Origin of the sequence: Phaeobacter sp. CECT 5382, assembly GCF_001457775.1 — a bacterium.
GTDB lineage: Bacteria > Pseudomonadota > Alphaproteobacteria > Rhodobacterales > Rhodobacteraceae > Pseudophaeobacter.
On the sequence record NZ_CYSG01000008.1, the window covers coordinates 177,084 to 192,720 of the forward strand.

The 15,637-nt window shown below is 58.8% G+C and carries 17 protein-coding genes and 1 tRNA gene; 10 read left to right on the plus strand and 8 right to left on the minus strand.

The window, feature by feature from the left end:
• Positions 1-2 precede the first annotated feature (2 nt).
• Entirely contained in the window at positions 3-1,109 is a 1,107-nt protein-coding gene (locus PH5382_RS10950) for an FAD-binding protein (protein ID WP_082645640.1), read from the minus strand.
• A gap of 17 nt (positions 1,110-1,126) precedes the next feature.
• Positions 1,127-2,575: an FAD-linked oxidase C-terminal domain-containing protein gene (locus PH5382_RS10955; RefSeq protein ID WP_058334416.1), complete on the minus strand. Its 1,449-nt coding sequence runs from the start codon at positions 2,573-2,575 to the stop codon at positions 1,127-1,129.
• A gap of 154 nt (positions 2,576-2,729) precedes the next feature.
• Between PH5382_RS10955 and PH5382_RS10960 the strand changes: the two genes are divergently transcribed.
• Positions 2,730-3,101, plus strand: coding sequence for a hypothetical protein (locus tag PH5382_RS10960; protein WP_058334417.1), 372 nt, complete (start codon positions 2,730-2,732; stop codon positions 3,099-3,101).
• A gap of 120 nt (positions 3,102-3,221) precedes the next feature.
• Positions 3,222-3,671 (plus strand): ribose 5-phosphate isomerase B, encoded by a 450-nt coding sequence (gene rpiB, locus PH5382_RS10965; RefSeq protein ID WP_058334418.1) that lies wholly within the window; start codon positions 3,222-3,224, stop codon positions 3,669-3,671.
• Positions 3,672-3,712: 41 nt separating this feature from the next.
• Here rpiB and rlmH read toward each other — a convergent pair whose 3' ends face one another.
• Both rlmH and rsfS read right to left on the minus strand, forming a co-directional pair.
• The gene (rlmH, locus tag PH5382_RS10970; protein WP_058334419.1) at positions 3,713-4,183 is read right to left on the minus strand and encodes a 23S rRNA (pseudouridine(1915)-N(3))-methyltransferase RlmH; all 471 of its coding nucleotides are present in this window, start codon (positions 4,181-4,183) and stop codon (positions 3,713-3,715) included.
• A 137-nt stretch (positions 4,184-4,320) separates the two neighbouring features.
• Positions 4,321-4,752 (minus strand): ribosome silencing factor, encoded by a 432-nt coding sequence (rsfS, locus tag PH5382_RS10975; protein WP_082645636.1) that lies wholly within the window; start codon positions 4,750-4,752, stop codon positions 4,321-4,323.
• Positions 4,753-4,991: 239 nt separating this feature from the next.
• On the opposite strand from rsfS, the gene PH5382_RS10985 reads away from it, so the two are divergent.
• The 5 genes from PH5382_RS10985 to PH5382_RS11005 all read left to right on the plus strand — a co-directional run bounded on the left by PH5382_RS10985 (position 4,992) and on the right by PH5382_RS11005 (position 9,648).
• Positions 4,992-5,090, plus strand: coding sequence for an isopropylmalate isomerase (locus tag PH5382_RS10985; protein ID WP_231751849.1), 99 nt, complete (start codon positions 4,992-4,994; stop codon positions 5,088-5,090).
• A 55-nt stretch (positions 5,091-5,145) separates the two neighbouring features.
• Complete coding sequence (gene leuC, locus PH5382_RS10990; protein ID WP_058334421.1) at positions 5,146-6,549, plus strand: 3-isopropylmalate dehydratase large subunit; 1,404 nt, start codon at positions 5,146-5,148, stop codon at positions 6,547-6,549.
• Positions 6,550-6,562: 13 nt separating this feature from the next.
• Positions 6,563-7,168, plus strand: coding sequence for a 3-isopropylmalate dehydratase small subunit (gene leuD, locus PH5382_RS10995; RefSeq protein ID WP_058334422.1), 606 nt, complete (start codon positions 6,563-6,565; stop codon positions 7,166-7,168).
• 516 nt (positions 7,169-7,684) lie between these two features.
• Positions 7,685-8,518 (plus strand): hypothetical protein, encoded by an 834-nt coding sequence (locus PH5382_RS11000; protein ID WP_058334423.1) that lies wholly within the window; start codon positions 7,685-7,687, stop codon positions 8,516-8,518.
• Between the two features lie 137 nt (positions 8,519-8,655).
• Entirely contained in the window at positions 8,656-9,648 is a 993-nt protein-coding gene (locus PH5382_RS11005) for an endonuclease/exonuclease/phosphatase family protein (protein ID WP_231751850.1), read from the plus strand.
• Between the two features lie 28 nt (positions 9,649-9,676).
• On the opposite strand, the gene PH5382_RS11010 is transcribed toward PH5382_RS11005, so the two are convergent.
• Entirely contained in the window at positions 9,677-10,552 is an 876-nt protein-coding gene (locus PH5382_RS11010; RefSeq protein WP_058334424.1) for a Rossmann-fold NAD(P)-binding domain-containing protein, read from the minus strand.
• 107 nt (positions 10,553-10,659) lie between these two features.
• Here PH5382_RS11010 and PH5382_RS11015 point away from each other — a divergent pair, with 107 nt between their 5' ends.
• On the plus strand, positions 10,660-11,622 hold the full coding sequence (locus PH5382_RS11015; RefSeq protein ID WP_058334425.1) for a LysR family transcriptional regulator: 963 nt from the start codon (positions 10,660-10,662) through the stop codon (positions 11,620-11,622).
• 31 nt (positions 11,623-11,653) lie between these two features.
• On the plus strand, positions 11,654-12,757 hold the full coding sequence (gene leuB / locus PH5382_RS11020; protein ID WP_058334426.1) for a 3-isopropylmalate dehydrogenase: 1,104 nt from the start codon (positions 11,654-11,656) through the stop codon (positions 12,755-12,757).
• A 127-nt stretch (positions 12,758-12,884) separates the two neighbouring features.
• Here the strand turns inward: leuB and PH5382_RS11025 are convergent, their stop codons facing one another.
• The gene (locus PH5382_RS11025; protein ID WP_058334427.1) at positions 12,885-14,489 is read right to left on the minus strand and encodes a Na/Pi cotransporter family protein; all 1,605 of its coding nucleotides are present in this window, start codon (positions 14,487-14,489) and stop codon (positions 12,885-12,887) included.
• 126 nt (positions 14,490-14,615) lie between these two features.
• Here PH5382_RS11025 and PH5382_RS11030 point away from each other — a divergent pair.
• A tRNA-Pro gene (locus PH5382_RS11030) sits at positions 14,616-14,692 on the plus strand.
• 289 nt (positions 14,693-14,981) lie between these two features.
• Here PH5382_RS11030 and PH5382_RS20000 read toward each other — a convergent pair.
• Together PH5382_RS20000 and PH5382_RS20005 are read right to left on the minus strand one after the other, a co-directional pair.
• A complete protein-coding gene (locus tag PH5382_RS20000; RefSeq protein ID WP_197410037.1) occupies positions 14,982-15,140 on the minus strand; it encodes a hypothetical protein in 159 nt (52 codons plus the stop codon).
• Positions 15,141-15,201: 61 nt separating this feature from the next.
• The gene (locus PH5382_RS20005; RefSeq protein WP_058334428.1) at positions 15,202-15,528 is read right to left on the minus strand and encodes a cytochrome c peroxidase; all 327 of its coding nucleotides are present in this window, start codon (positions 15,526-15,528) and stop codon (positions 15,202-15,204) included.
• Positions 15,529-15,637 lie beyond the last annotated feature (109 nt).

The window sequence follows — 15,637 nt, forward strand, 5'->3', positions numbered from 1 at the left end:
TCTTATCCCATCAACCCGGAGTTCAGGACACCATTCGGGTCAAATTGTTGACGCAGCCCCTTTGAAATCACATCCAGCGGTGCAGGCTGAGGTGCAAATTGCCCCAGCTTTGCCCGTATTTTCTGGCTGGAACGCACCAGCGTTGCATGTCCCTGCACTCCTGTCTGCCCCATGCGTGCGCGCAGATCGCTGCCTTCGGGCATCAAGGCCCAGATCAAGCCACCGCCCCAGTCAAACTGCAGCGCCTCCGCCTGCAAAGCGGGGGCTAGAACCACAGCGTCGGATGGCTTGACCGATATCCGCCAGACGTCGCCCGCCTGACCGTGAAAACCTGCGACATCGCGAATGTCCTGCCACAGCTCATGAGCCCCGATCTGTTCCTCAACCGCTCCGAACCGCGCCAGTTCTTGCGCCAGCTGGCCACTGCGATACTGAACAGACTGGGCGAACCCTTCAACCCTAACATGCGCCAAGCCTGCGGCCGGATCATAGCTCGCGCCGCTCACATCATAGGGCGACCCCAAGGCAACCGACATCGCTGCAACCGCCGCTGAAAGATCCACTACCGAAACCGAGATCGTTCCGGCGGCTTCCGGTTTTGGCAACACCTTCAGCGACACCTCGGTCAGAACGCCCAGCGTACCATGTGCCCCGGCCATCAGTTTAACCAGATCATAGCCAGTGACATTCTTCATCACCCGGCCACCATTCTTGATGATACCGCCGACGCCATCCACAAAGCGCACGCCCAACAGGTGGTCGCGGGCCGCGCCGCCCTGAATGCGCCGCGGCCCCGAAGCATTGGCCGCGAAAGCGCCGCCAATGGTGGGTGCACCTGTTGTCGCCAGCAAACCGCGGCTGTCCATCGGCTCAAACGCCAGACGCTGGCCTTCGTCGTCCAGCAGCGTCTCGATCTCGGCAATGGTGGTGCCGGCCTTGGCAACCAGCGTCAAAGAGCCCGGTTCATAAAGTTCAATACCCGTCAGGCCGCTTGTCGACAGGGTGTCGCCCGCAACTGCAAAGCCACGGGTGCCACCGCCCTGAATGTTCAGCGGTGCCTTGGCACTCGCAAGGATCTCGGCCAGTTCGGCCTCGTTCTGTGGGATCATCATCTACTTGTGCTCCCTCATTCCGCAGCCAGTGCCGAGGCACGGCGGGTTTCAGTGACCGAAAGCGGGAAGACCTTTGCCGGGTTCAACAACCATTTTGGATCAAAAACGTCTTTGACCCTGAGCTGTGCCTCGAGATCTTCGGGCGCATATTGGTACAACATCAGATCGCGCTTTTCGATGCCAACCCCATGCTCGCCAGTCAGACAGCCGCCAGCATCCACGCAAAGCTTCAGCACCTCGGCGCCGAATTCTTCGCAGAGTTCCAGATCGCCAGGTTTGTTGGCGTCAAACAGGATCAGCGGGTGCATATTGCCGTCCCCGGCGTGAAACACATTGGCGACGTCCAGCCCGAATTCCTGGCTCAGTTCGCCAATGCGGCGCAGCACGAAGGGCAAAGAAGATACCGGAATGGTGCCATCCAGACACATATAGTCGTTGATCTGACCCATGGCACCAAAGGCAGATTTACGCCCAAGCCAAATCCGCCCGGCCTCATCCGCATCATGTGCCTCGCGCAGTTCCACCGGATTGTGACGGCGCGCGATATCTGTGATCAGCTGCAATTGATGTGCGATTTCATCTTCACTGCCTTCGACCTCAATGATCAGCAGGGCCTCGCACATCGGATAGCCCGCCTTGGCAAAGGCCTCGCAGGCCTCAATGCAGGGACGATCCATGAATTCGATCGCCACCGGCAGAACACCTGCTTTGATGATGTCACTGACGCAGGCTCCAGCAACCTCGTTGCTGTCATAACCAATCAAAACGGGCCGCGCGCCTTCGGGCTTGCGCAGGATCCGCAAGGTCGCCTCGGTCACCACGCCCAGCTGGCCCTCGCTGCCGCAGATCACCCCGAGCAGATCCAGCCCGCCTGCGTCCAGATGCGCGCCGCCGATCTCAACCACAGTGCCATCCATCATCACCAGAGTGACCCCCATCAGATTGTTGGTGGTCACGCCGTATTTCAGGCAGTGCGCACCGCCCGAGTTCATCGCAATATTGCCGGCAATGGCACAAGCCAACTGGCTGGAGGGGTCCGGCGCATAAAAGAACTCCTCTTCTTCGACCGCGCCGGACACGCTCAGATTGGTGCGCCCTGTCTGCACCTTGATGATGCGGTTGTCGTAATCCGTCTCCAGCACCTCGTTCATTCGGGCAACGCCCAGGATCACACTGTCCGCAGTGGGCAAAGCCCCCCCGGCAAGCGAGGTTCCCGCCCCGCGCGGCACCACTGGCACACCCTCTTCATAGCAAATGCGCAAAACGTCAGAGACCTCTTGTGTGCTGCGGGGCAACACCGCCAGCAATGGCGGGCATTTGTAAGCCGTGAGCGCATCACATTCATAGGCACGGGTTTCCATCTCATCCTGAATCAGCGCATCCGCAGGCAGCACCGCAGTCAGACGACGGACCAAATGCGCTTTGCGGGCCAGAATGGCTGGATCCGGGGATGGCATCTCCATGGGGCTCTCCTTTTGGGATGGCGATTTGGTAAAATTATATTACCAATTGCGCATAACTTGCAAGTCCGAAGTTTGCAGGCCCGCAGCACCCACCACCGCCCTGCCACACGGCATCGTGACTTCCCCAACGGTGCAGCATGGCTAACCTGTCAACATGATGAGATATGCACTTGCTTTGACGGGGGGCCTGCTGGCCTGCTCCGTATTCACCGCTCCCGTTCTGGCCGACCCACCACGGATCGAGGCCGCTACGGCAGCCAAGGCCGGTGCAAACTGGCGATTTGCCGTCACCTTAACGCATCCTGACAGCGGCTGGGATCATTATGCCGATGGCTGGCGGATACTGGACATGCAAGGCAATGAGCTAGGCCTGCGGGTTCTGGCGCATCCACATGAGCACGAACAACCCTTTACTCGCTCCCTGGGCAATGTCGTGGTTCCCGCAGGAACCGCGCAGGTGCAGATCCAGGCCCGCTGCCTGGTGGACGGCTGGGCGCGCGAAACTTTTGTTGTCGATCTAAAATAACCCCGCTCCAAGGCCTAGCTCCGACGCGCAGGCCCGAGGCGCAGGCGTATTGACAAAACAAGGCCACTGCGCCAAGCCGGCCCTGTCGCGAAACTACCCTTTGCAAACGGGAGCCCCAACATGACCACCAGCAAGCGCATCGTCATCTCCAGCGATCACGCCGACATCCCCCTCAGACAGACCATTGCGGAGCATGTCGCCCAACAGGGCTGGGAAGTCATCGATATTGGCCCAACCACCCCGGAAAGCACGGATTACCCGGTACACGGCAAAGCCGCAGCCGAGCGTGTCGCTTCGGGCGACTGCCAGTTGGGCATTATCGTTTGCGGCACCGGCCAAGGCATCATGATGGCAGCCAACAAAGTCAAAGGCATCCGCTGCGGCGTCTGCTCTGATACCTTTTCGGCCCGCATGATCCGCCAACACAACGACGCAAATATGCTGTCGCTCGGTGCGCGCGTTGTCGGCAAAGGGTTGGCGCTTGATATCGTTGACGCCTTCCTCGCTGCCGAGTTTGAAGGCGGACGCCACGCCACACGCATGGAAATGATCGAGCCCTCCGAGGGATAACCCTCGCCGCGCCGTCAAGACCGACCACAGTCGGCAGCCCTTTAACTGCGGTGATAGGGGCTGCCTGACAGAATGGTGGCAGCGCGGTAGATCTGCTCTGCCAACATGACCCGCACCAACATGTGCGGCCAGACCATCTTACCAAAGGAAATCGAAAAATCCGCCTCGGCGCGCAGAGCCGGATCAATTCCGTCTGCGCCACCAATGATGAGGGCCAGGTCCTGGCGACCGGTATCGCGCCAATCTGCAAGCCTATTGGCAAAATCAGGCGAGCTCAGCAGTTTTCCGCGCTCATCCAGGGTACAGATCACCGCACCTTTTGGCAGGGCCTTGCGCAGCAGGCCCGCCTCGGCGACCATACCAGTGTTCTTCTTGTCTTCAACCTCAACCAGGCGCGCCGGGCCCAGACCAAGCGCGCGCCCAGTGCGGTCAAACCGGGTCAGATAGTCATCGATCAGGGATTTTTCCGGGCCAGAACGCAGGCGCCCGACCGCGCAGATATGCACACGCATGAATGTCGCCTTTCACGCCTGCCTACTCGGCCACCCAGGAGCAGGCCGTAGCCTGACGAGCAGAGCGCCGCAGGAAAAGTTGGTCACAGGACGGAGCCGGAATACAGGCACCGTCCAAATTCACAGCAGCGCGCTGATCAGCCTTGATCCTGAGCAGGGCTCATGCCCGGCTGCCACATCTTTTCGAGCTGGTAAAACTCACGCACTTCAGGCCGGAAGATATGGACGATCACATCACCAGTATCGATCAGCACCCAATCGCCGGTATCGCGACCTTCGATCTTGCTGATGATCCCGTATTCATGCTTCAGCCGGTCCGACAGTTTCTCCGAAATACCGGCGACCTGACGGCTGGACCGCCCAGAGGCCACTACCATGAAATCTGCAATAGCCGTCTTGCCGCGCAGATCAATCTGCACGACATCTTCGGCCTTGTCTTCGTCCAGAGACGCAAGGATCCGCTCCAACAACACCAGGTTGGTTGGGCGGCTCTTGGCAGCAGATGCTGCTGCCTCGCTATCAGCGGCCGCAGCCGCTTGGGGTTCGCTCGACAGGACTAGGTCCTCCATATGGCGCGCCGCCGCTCCCCCGGCGCTGGGGCTATGCTAAAAATAGCAATTCCCGCCGCCTATTTCAATGAAACCGACAGCAGGGTTCGAATCATCGGCACTCTCTGCCTGATCTCGGGGGCCGCGGAAAGAGGAGAAACCCTATATTTGCAGGGAATCAAGGCAAAGATTGCTCAGATTGCGGCTAACTCGATATCGCAACCCTTGATCGCGTGGCCCCTCGCCTGTATCTGACCCTCATGACCCTCGTCCTGGCCCAGAACATTGAACTGCAAGATCGCGCGCGCCTGCGCGAACGGTTCTTTGGTGCCGCCCGCACGGTCCTGGCACGCCTATAAGGCCGTTGCCCAGCCCAAAGCCAGCATTACATACCAAAAATACGGGAGAGGACCCATGTCCCCCAAAACGCTCTATGACAAGATCTGGGATGCGCATGTCGCGCATGAAGCAGAGGATGGCACCTGCCTTCTTTATATCGACCGCCATCTGGTTCACGAAGTGACCAGCCCGCAGGCCTTTGAAGGTCTGCGCATGTCGGGCCGCAAGGTGCATGCCCCTGATAAAACCATCGCGGTGCCGGATCACAACGTCCCCACCACATTGGATCGTGCCAAAGGCATCGAAAATGCGGAAAGCCGCATCCAGGTCGAAGCCCTCGACAAGAACGCCAAGGAATTTGGCGTACACTACTATCCGGTGTCAGATGTGCGCCAGGGTATCGTGCATATTGTCGGCCCCGAACAGGGCTGGACCCTGCCCGGCATGACCGTGGTCTGCGGTGACAGCCACACAGCCACCCACGGCGCTTTTGGCGCCCTGGCGCATGGCATCGGCACCTCCGAGGTCGAGCATGTTCTGGCCACGCAGACGCTGATCCAGAAGAAATCCAAGAACATGAAGGTGGAAATCCCCGGCAAGCTGACCCCTGGCGTCCCCGCTAAGGACATCACCTTGGCCGTGATCGGCGAGACCGGCACCGCCGGTGGCACCGGTTACGTGATCGAGTATTGCGGCGAAGCCATTCGCGATCTGTCCATGGAAGGGCGGATGACCGTCTGCAACATGGCCATCGAAGGCGGCGCACGCGCCGGCCTGATCGCGCCGGATGAAACCACCTTTGCCTATGTCAAAGGCCGTCCCCACGCCCCGAAAGGCGCGCAGTGGGAAGCCGCATTGACCTGGTGGAAGACGCTCTACACCGACGAAGGTGCGCATTTCGACAAGGTCGTCACCCTGCGCGGCGAAGACATCCAGCCGGTCGTCACCTGGGGCACCTCTCCCGAGGACGTTCTGCCCATTACCGGCACCGTGCCCTTCCCCGAAGATTTTAAGGGCGGCAAGGTCGAGGCGGCAAAACGCTCGATCGAATACATGGGTCTGACGCCCGGTCAGAAACTGACGGATATCGAGATCGATACTGTCTTTATTGGCTCCTGCACCAATGGCCGCATCGAAGATCTGCGCGCCGTGGCTGATGTGGTCAAAGGCAAAAAGATCAAGGACGGCATGCGCGCCATGATCGTTCCCGGCTCGGGCTTGGTACGGGCACAGGCCGAAGAAGAAGGTCTGGCCGAGATCTTTAAAGAGGCCGGTTTCGAATGGCGCCTTGCGGGCTGTTCCATGTGTCTGGCGATGAACCCCGACCAGCTGTCCGAGGGCGAGCGCTGCGCCGCCACCTCGAACCGCAACTTTGAGGGTCGCCAAGGCTACAAAGGTCGCACCCATCTGGTGTCGCCTGCCATGGCTGCCGCCGCTGCCCTCACCGGCAAGCTGACCGACATCCGTGAATTGATCTGAAGGAGCGAGCATTATGGAAAAGTTTGAAAAACTCACCGGCGTTGCCGCGCCTATGCCGCTGGTCAATATCGACACCGACATGATCATCCCCAAGGTGTTTCTGAAAAGCATTCAGCGCACCGGGTTTGGCAAGAACCTGTTTGACGAGATGCGCTACAATCGCGACGGCACTGAAATCCCCGATTTCGTGCTGAACAAACCGCAGTATCGCAGCGCTCAGATCCTTGTCGCCGGCGACAACTTCGGCTGCGGCTCCTCGCGCGAACATGCGCCTTGGGCGATTGCGGATTTTGGTATCAAATGCGTGGTCTCCACCAGCTTTGCCGATATCTTTTTCAACAACTGCTTCAAGAACGGCATTCTGCCCATCGTGCTGCCACAAGAGCAGGTCGATCTGTTGATGAAGGACGCGGAAAAAGGCGAAAACGCCCGCATGACCGTGGATCTTGAAGCGCAGGAGATCACCACATCGGACGGAGACGTGGTCAAGTTCGACGTCGACGCCTTCAAAAAGCACTGCCTGCTGGAAGGGCTCGATGACATCGGCCAGACCCTGCAGAAAGAAGCTGCGATCGAGACCTATGAGACAAAGATGGCGCAGGAGCGTCCCTGGGTCTGATTCCCGAAGGAGGCTTAATGCCTGATAGAACATTTAATAGGGCCGCTCTGCAACCAGGGCGGCCTTTTTACTTTTTCTGCCTGTCAGTTTCACGTGCCTGTTCACGTGCCTACGCAAGCTGGCTGCCGTACCGTTCACAACGGTCACCTACACCGGTCAGGTCGATCGCAATTAAGGCAAATACGTCACAAATTCGCCCTAATTTGAAATTTCTCCGATCAAACAGCCGAGTGCCGCGCCAGCCTTGCGAGGGCTACAGCCCGGACCACAACATCTGGTACTGCACAGGCAAGCCGCTGATAGCTTGGGCAAAACTTGATGTATTCTCGCATCACTCACCGGTGGCTTCCCTTGGGAAACACCACCGGGCCGCATAGAAAACTTGAGCCCCAGCCGCAATCCGTGCACAAATAGGGCGAAATTGAGGCGCATCTTTCGGGGGTTCCGGGGTGCATCAAGTTGGAACAAAGGCACGGCAAAGTACCGTCCAGTCCAGTTTGAAGGGAAAAAGACGCAGTGTTTGCTCGCATTACAGGCGCGGCGACCCGCGGTGTATTGGTTGCATTGCTTATTGCGATGCCATCGTTATTGCTGCCGGTTTCAGCCACCGAATCTCCTGAGATCATCGTCCTGATGGCGATTCTCGGCGGGGCGTTGACCTTTGCCGAGTATTTCTCCAGTTTTCCCAGCTTTGTCGAATTTCGCGAAGCCCCGCCTTTGAACCGTATGCGTTTCGCTGCAGGATTTGCCATGATTGGCCTGCTGAGCCTGCTGGCCCGGCATCCGCTCGACGCGACTGGGCTGACCGCCCTGGTGCACAACCTTGGATTTCGGATTGGTGAAACACTTGATTTCGCCTACTCGCCGGTTCAACTGACGGTTTTGATGCTGCCACTTGAAACCGCCACTGAAAGTCTCGAAATCATTCGCAGCGCCGCCGGCATCGCCTATGTTGTGGCCGCAGCCGCGATTCTGTGTTTTGCCCTCGCCATTCGGGTCGCCAACTGGCCTCTGCGCAATGGCGCCTTCAATGTCTGGGTCAACCTGCCGCTGTTTGATCCCACCACCGGCGGCGATGTGGTCGCACGGCTACAACGCGATGCCCGGATCAATATCATCATCGGTATCCTGCTGCCCTTTGCCATTCCGGCCACTGTGAAACTGGCCTCGGGGCTGATGGATATCAGTCAGTTGACCAGCCCACAGGTGCTCGTCTGGATGATCACCGCCTGGGCCTTTGTGCCGGCCTCGATGATCATGCGCGGCATGGCCATGTTGCGGGTGGCGGATCTGATCGCCGAAAAACGCCGGGCCGCCTATGCCCATGCCGAGGCCCTGCAGGCCGCATGACGGATGCAGCAACATCAGAGAGAACCTCTCTGTTGCCTGCCGCCTGGATATTTTTCACTCTCCTGATAGTTCTCGCCCTCGCGCCCCTGCGCCTTTTATCGCAAACCGCACCGGGTTCAGCGACCAGCCCTTCAACCGTGCCCCTGCGCATTGCCAGTTTCAACACCGAGCTATCGCGCAAAGGTCCGGGGTTGCTGCTGCGCGATATCGAACGTGGAGAGGATGCCCAGATCGAGGCGGTGATTGCCCTGATCGCCGAAATTAAACCTGACATTTTGGCCTTGCAAAGCATTGACTGGGACTATGAGAACCGCGCTCTCAAGGCACTAGAGCGCCGATTATCCTTGGCTGGACACGCCTTTCCACATCTGTTTGCCCGCCAGCCCAACAGCGGTCTGGCCACAGCACTCGATCTTGACGGCGATCAGCGTCTGGGTGGCCCCGGAGATTCGCAGGGCTTTGGGAACTACACTGGCCGCAGCGGCATAGCTGTGCTTTCGCGACTGCCAATCCAGCATCAGTCCGTCACCGATCTCTCCTCCCTGCTCTGGCGCGATCTTCCCGGTGCCACCTTGCCGCGCCACCCGGATGGCAGCCCTTTTCCGTCGGTAGAAGCCCAGGCCATTCAGCGCCTTTCGGCCACCGCCCATTGGGCCCTACCAGTCAGCCTGCCGGACGGGCGCGAACTGGTGCTGCTGACCTTTCAAGCCACCCCCCCCCTTTTTGATGGCCCTGAACAGCGCAACCTCTTGCGCAACCGCGACGAAATCCACCTCTGGCAGAGATTTCTGGATCAGGCACTGCCTGCTCCCTTTGACACCCCTCCGACCCGACGCTTTGTGCTGGCAGGTGGCGCAAATCTCGACCCAGATACTGGTGCTGGCGACCATCAGGCTATCATCAACCTGTTAAACCACCCAAAGCTGCAAGATCCGCGTCCGCAATCTGCGCAGGCCGGGCTCAACACTGTTCACTGGCCCAAAGCCGGGCAGATGCGGGTCGACTACCTGTTGCCCTCGCAGGATCTGATAGTGCTGGACGCAGGCGTGCTTTGGCCCGAAACGCCCGGCAGCCCTGCAGCCAAAGCCAGTCGGCACCGGCTGATCTGGGTTGACCTATTGGTCGAATGAGACAAGTCCTCTCTATCCAAAAACGATGTTATTCTGGCTTTTGAAGTTCACGTGGGACGCAGTGCTTCAAGGCCTCCGCCACTGGCGTGCCAAGAAATTCGGGCAGCAACTCCTGCAACCGCCCCGCATCAAGCCGGTGCGGCGTGTCCCAGAGATAACGCATCTCCAGCAAACAACGCCCCAAGGGCCAGAACGGTTTGGCCAGCTGCAGGGGGAGCCAGGACATCTGTTTCAGCTGGGCCGGTTTCAACAAGATCGAATTGAGCGCTGCAAGCAGTGCTTGGCCGCTCAGATCATACCCTGCGAAGGGCACATCCAAATAGCGCGGCAGATCCGACCGCCGCTCAGCCAACTGCACAGCGGCACGGGCCAGATCCGGCAAGTAAGCCCAGGCATGCGGGATTGTGGCCTTCCCCGGATAGCTAAACCGCCCCTTTGCGAGCCTGGCTGTCAGAATCGCGTCAAACCAGTTGCCCGAAGCTTCGGTGTCCAGAAAATCCCCCGCCCGCAGCAGAATCACCTGCGCTTTTGAGCTGCGATAAGCCTGCTCCATTTCGATCCGTATGCGCCCCAACGGGTTTCGCGCCTGATGCGGGCTGTCAGGCCCCCAGGGCAGCGAGGTTTCAGCGCCAAAAACATAGACATTGCCCGGCACGATGACCGTCGCACCGCTCGCCTCGGCGGCGGAGATGACCTCTTGGTGCAGACCTGGCACCAGTCGTGCCCAATCCGGGTATTGCGGGTTCCAGCCATTGACGATGACATCCATGCCAGTGGCGGCCTGCAGCAGGTCATCCTGCCCCCGATGAAACCGGCATACCGACCAACCCGCCTGTTCAAAGGCGGTCGCCGCAGACCGGCCAAACCGCCCAGAGGCACCTAGGATAAGGACATTTTTCGTCATTGCGTCAGCTCCTGAAAATCGTTGCATGCTCGTTGTCCTGGCATTTTTATGCCATTCACATTTCCCATGGTATTGCCTAATTTTTCAGATCTGCCATTCATATACGCATGACAAATTCTCCTTTGACCGACTGGTCCCTGATCCAGAGCTTTCTCGCGGTGGCTGAAACCGGCTCCCTTTCGGCCGCCGCCCAGCAGTTGCATCGCAGTCAGCCGACGCTCGGTCGCCATATTCAAAACCTGGAGGCTGATCTGAACCAGCACCTGTTTGATCGCCATCCCCGTGGGTTGAAACTGTCAGAGGCCGGAACCGCCTTGATGCCGATGGCCCGCGAAATGCAGCACCAGATGTATCAGCTCTCGCTGCTGGCGGCGGGGCAGTCACAAGACCTTGCAGGCACTGTGCGCATCACAGCCAGTATTTTTGCCGCCCAATATATCCTGCCTGACATTCTGGCAGATATACGCAGGCAAGAACCCAAGATTGAGCTCGAACTGGTGCCCACGGATGCCAGTGAAAACCTGGCCTTTCGCGCCGCAGATATTGCGGTGCGGATGTATCGCCCAACTCAGATGGATGTGATTACCCAGCATGTCACCGATCTGCCGCTGGGGATCTTTGCCGCCAAATCCTATCTGAACCGGCACGATCGCCCTGCAACCCCAGAGGATCTCTGGGCGCATGATCTGGTCGGCTATGACAGCAACGATCTGATCCTGCAAACCATGCAGGCGATGGGATGGCCCGCCACGCGGCGCAGCTTTGCCATACGCTGCGATAACCAGGCAGCCTATTGGCAGTTGGTGCGCGCGGGCTGCGGCATCGGCTTTTGCCAGACGGGCGTGGCCGGTGCAGATCCTGACGTTGAAGAACTACATCTCGACGTTGAAATTCCAGCTTTGCCGGTCTGGCTGACAGCCCATAGCGCCATGCGCGAAACGCCCCGGATCAAACGCGTCTGGAGCCTGCTGGCAAATGGGTTGAAAAAAGCGGGGAAATCGACGTTACACCCCTTGAAAGCAGGGCCGACAACTGCCCCTGTTATTGACCCTGACGCCCCAGAAGAGTAGGCCCTCTACAGCTATTTTTGAGGAGGCAAGCATGTCCAATCCATCGATTCTGATTCTGCCCGGCGACGGTATCGGCCCTGAGGTCATGACCGAGGTGCGTAAAGTCATCAACTGGTTTGGTGAGGCGCGTGGCATTCAGTTCGATGTGAGCGAAGATCTGGTCGGCGGCGCCGCCTATGACAAGCACGGCGTGCCACTGGCAGACGAGACCATGGCCAAAGCGCAAGAGGTCGACGCGGTTCTGCTCGGCGCCGTTGGTGGCCCTGCCTATGACGATCTGGATTTCAGCGTCAAACCCGAACGCGGGTTGCTGCGTCTGCGCAAGGAAATGGATCTCTATGCCAACCTGCGCCCTGCCCAGTGCTTTGACGCGCTGGCCGATTTCTCCTCGCTGAAGCGCGACATCGTTGCCGGTCTCGACATCATGATCCTGCGCGAGCTGACCTCGGGCGTCTACTTTGGTGAGCCCCGCGGCATCTTCGAAGAAGGCAACGAACGCGTCGGCATCAACACCCAGCGCTACACCGAGAGCGAGATCGAACGCGCCGCGCGCTCTGCCTTTGAGCTGGCGATGCGCCGCAACAAAAAGGTCTGCTCAATGGAGAAGGCCAATGTGATGGAGAGCGGCATACTATGGCGCGAAGTCGTTACCCGCGTTGGCAAGGACTACCCCGAAGTGGAACTCAGCCACATGTATGCCGACAACGGTGCCATGCAGCTGGTGCGTGCGCCAAAACAGTTTGACGTCATCCTGACCGACAACCTGTTTGGCGACATCCTGTCTGACTGCGCCGCGATGCTGACAGGTTCGCTGGGCATGCTGCCTTCGGCAAGCTTGGGTGCGCCGATGGCCAATGGTCGCCCCAAGGCGATGTACGAACCCGTGCACGGCTCGGCCCCCGATATTACCGGCCAAGGCAAGGCAAATCCGATTGCCTGTATTCTCAGCTTTGCCATGGCGCTGCGCTACAGCTTTGATCTTGGCGAAGAAGCAGACCGTCTTGAGGCCGCAATTGAAAAAGTGCTTTCTGATGGCGCGCGCACCGCTGACCTGTTGGGCGAAGACGGCGTTGACCCGATCTCAACCAGCGAAATGGGCGATGCCGTAGTTGCCGCACTTCAGGCAAGCCTCTGAAACGTCACGCATGACTGCGACTACGAAGAGAGGGACCCCGGTAGGTCCCTCTTTTTTTTATAGCTCAAAGTCTCTTTGCTTTTTTCAACTTTTGGCCAGGCCCTGCCAGGCCTTGACTACCACCGCCTCAATCAGGCGACGTTTCTGTTGTTTTGCCGTCATTGATCGGCAAGGACTGCAGCGTCACGGTTCGGTAGTATTCTCCGCGTTCCAAATGGTGCAACGACCGCTCCAGCCAGCGCATGGCATCTGTATGCGCGAACACCTCTTTCAGATCATAAAGCCCTGCGTGCTCCCCCAGCATCAGCCCGCGGCGATGCCGCTTTTTGCGATGCTGGATCAGCAGCACCAGACGCGCAAGCCGATCCCGTTCCGCGACCGCATCGCGCCGCAGGCCAAGCCGCTGCAGGATCGCGCCGGTAATGAGGGCGGGTCTGCGCAACAGAGGATCCGTGCTCAGCACAGCGATACGACCCGTCTGCTGCAACCGGTGCATCAGACGCATCAGGTGGTCGGTCTGGTGCAACAGCGCCGAAAAAGCCGTTTCTTCATCAGCCTTGCCCGGTGTCAGCCGGATGTCGGCCAGAAAGGCTTCCAGCTCGGCCAGGGCTTCGCGACAGGGATCAAGTGCTGCAAGACCGCGATAGTCCGCAGGAGCCTGAAGGGCCGCCGACATCGCGGCATGAACACGCGCAGAGATTGTTTCCAACGCGGATTGCGCCGCCAAAAGAGACATGGTCGGGTCTGACAAAAGCGCGCGGTCCAGATTCACCAGCCGGTCTTTTTCGGGCTCGGGCAGCAGCCAGGTAATCAGTTTGGTAAATCGGGGCGTCAGCGGCAGAAACAGCAGCGCCCCCATTAGGTTGAACCCGGTGTGAAAGATCAAAAGCGCTGTCATCGCGCTGGTCTCTTGCGCCACATACTGTAGCTCATCGAGTCCAAAAACCAGCACCGGGATGACCATGAGACTGGTGGCAATATTGAACAGAAGGTTCGCCACAGCTGTCTGGCGCATGGGTCGCGACCCGCCCAGAGACGCCAGCAGCGCTGTACAAGTAGTCCCAATATTCATGCCCGCGACAATGGCAATCGCCTGTGTCAGGCTGATCGCGCCGCTTTCGACCATCACCAGCGCCAGCGCCATAGCCGCAGATGAGCTTTGCATCAGAACGGTCAGCCCGATGCCCAGCGCAACAAGCGCCAAAAGCCCCACGACGGATGCCCCGGGCAGCATGTCTGGGCTCACCGTGCCTGTGACCTGCTGCATTCCTTCCTGCATCAGGTCGAGCCCGACCAGAAGCAGGCACAACCCCGCCACCATACGACCGGCTCGCGCCCAGCCCCCCTGCCCCAAAAGATCCGCCAGACTGGCGGGAAACAAAAGTACCATGGCAAGGGAGCCAAGCTTTAGTTTGAAACCAAGAATTGCAACCAGCCAGCCGGTAGCCGTGGTGCCAATATTCGCCCCATAGATCACCCCGAGGGCCTGCGGCATTGTCAAAAGACCAGCCCCGACGAACCCCACGGTCATCACAGTCGTCGCGCTGGAAGACTGAATAACAGCAGTGGTAACCCCACCTGTCAGGACGCCCAGAAAGGGTGTCGTGGTAAAGCGGGTCAAAATCGACTGGAGCTGCGTCCCCGCGGCCTCGCGCAGCGCGCCCGTCATGGCCTTCATTCCCATCAGGAACATGCCAATTCCGCCCAAAACGAGAAATATTTGCGCTGTCATGTCAATACCTTCCTGGCAGCAACATGACCTGACGCAGAACCAAATTCAAGGTCGAGACACGCTCCGAGAACGAGCCAATCCAGACTTGCAACTCCTGTCATCCGGGTTTAGCTCCGGCGCCTCGGTCGGAGTGTAGCTCAGCCTGGTAGAGCACTGTCTTCGGCAGTCAGGCGCCGGAGGTTCAAATCCTCTCTCTCCGACCAATAAAACAAAAAACATATGCTAAATCTGAAACCCGCAACTTATGAAATCTTGCTTGAGTTGCGTAGAAAAGCGAGAATGTCCTTATGAAAACCTCTGCCCCCTATCTCCGCCAACTGTCCGATTCATATTGGAAAATCGTGTTCGAAGCCCCGGAAACTGGCAAGATTAGGCGTCAGTCCACGAAGGCCACGAACGAGGGCGAGGCGGAGAAAAAGCTGGCTGCGTTCTAGCCCAGCGCGGCACCCGGTGACCACGACGCGCCCCGCCTCCATCCGCGTAAGGATGGATTTAGGCGCCGAGATCTTCGCGCAGGTTCATGTAGTTTTCCATACCCATGAACTTGCCATCGGTGACAAAGGCAGAGTGGCGTTCAGGATCGGCCCCGATTTCGGGATTGTCGGCCACACAGGTATTATGCGGCTGATCATCCGTTTGACGCGGCCCCATGTGGCAGCTGACGCAGCTACCCTTGACCTCAAAATCGCCTGACCGCGCAGCGCGGCTTCGCTCATCTCGCCGGTATCACCTGGGGCACCGCGTGACACGATGGTTTCGTACAATCCACCAACGCGTTGCGCGTGCCACCATTGGAGGGCTCCGTCATGCCGACAGCGGCGAACATCTGAACGTATTTGAAATCCTGCATCATGCGCTCGTGCATGATGCGCATATCCATATTCATCAGATAGGTTTCCGTGATCTTCTCACGGGCGACATCATTTAGATTGGTGCCCAAACGACCATCATGCATCCAGGCAGCGCGGTAGCCGACATTGGCCAGGCTCGGCGCATTGCAAAAATGCGCAGCACCCGTACCCCACTGGATTAACGACATGCATTCCCTATTAGATGATTCTTATCTCGAAACTGCAGCGGATCACCACAGGCGGGCTTTGTTGCACAAATCGGGTGAGGGATTCATTTCGTGAATCCAGCATGGTAGC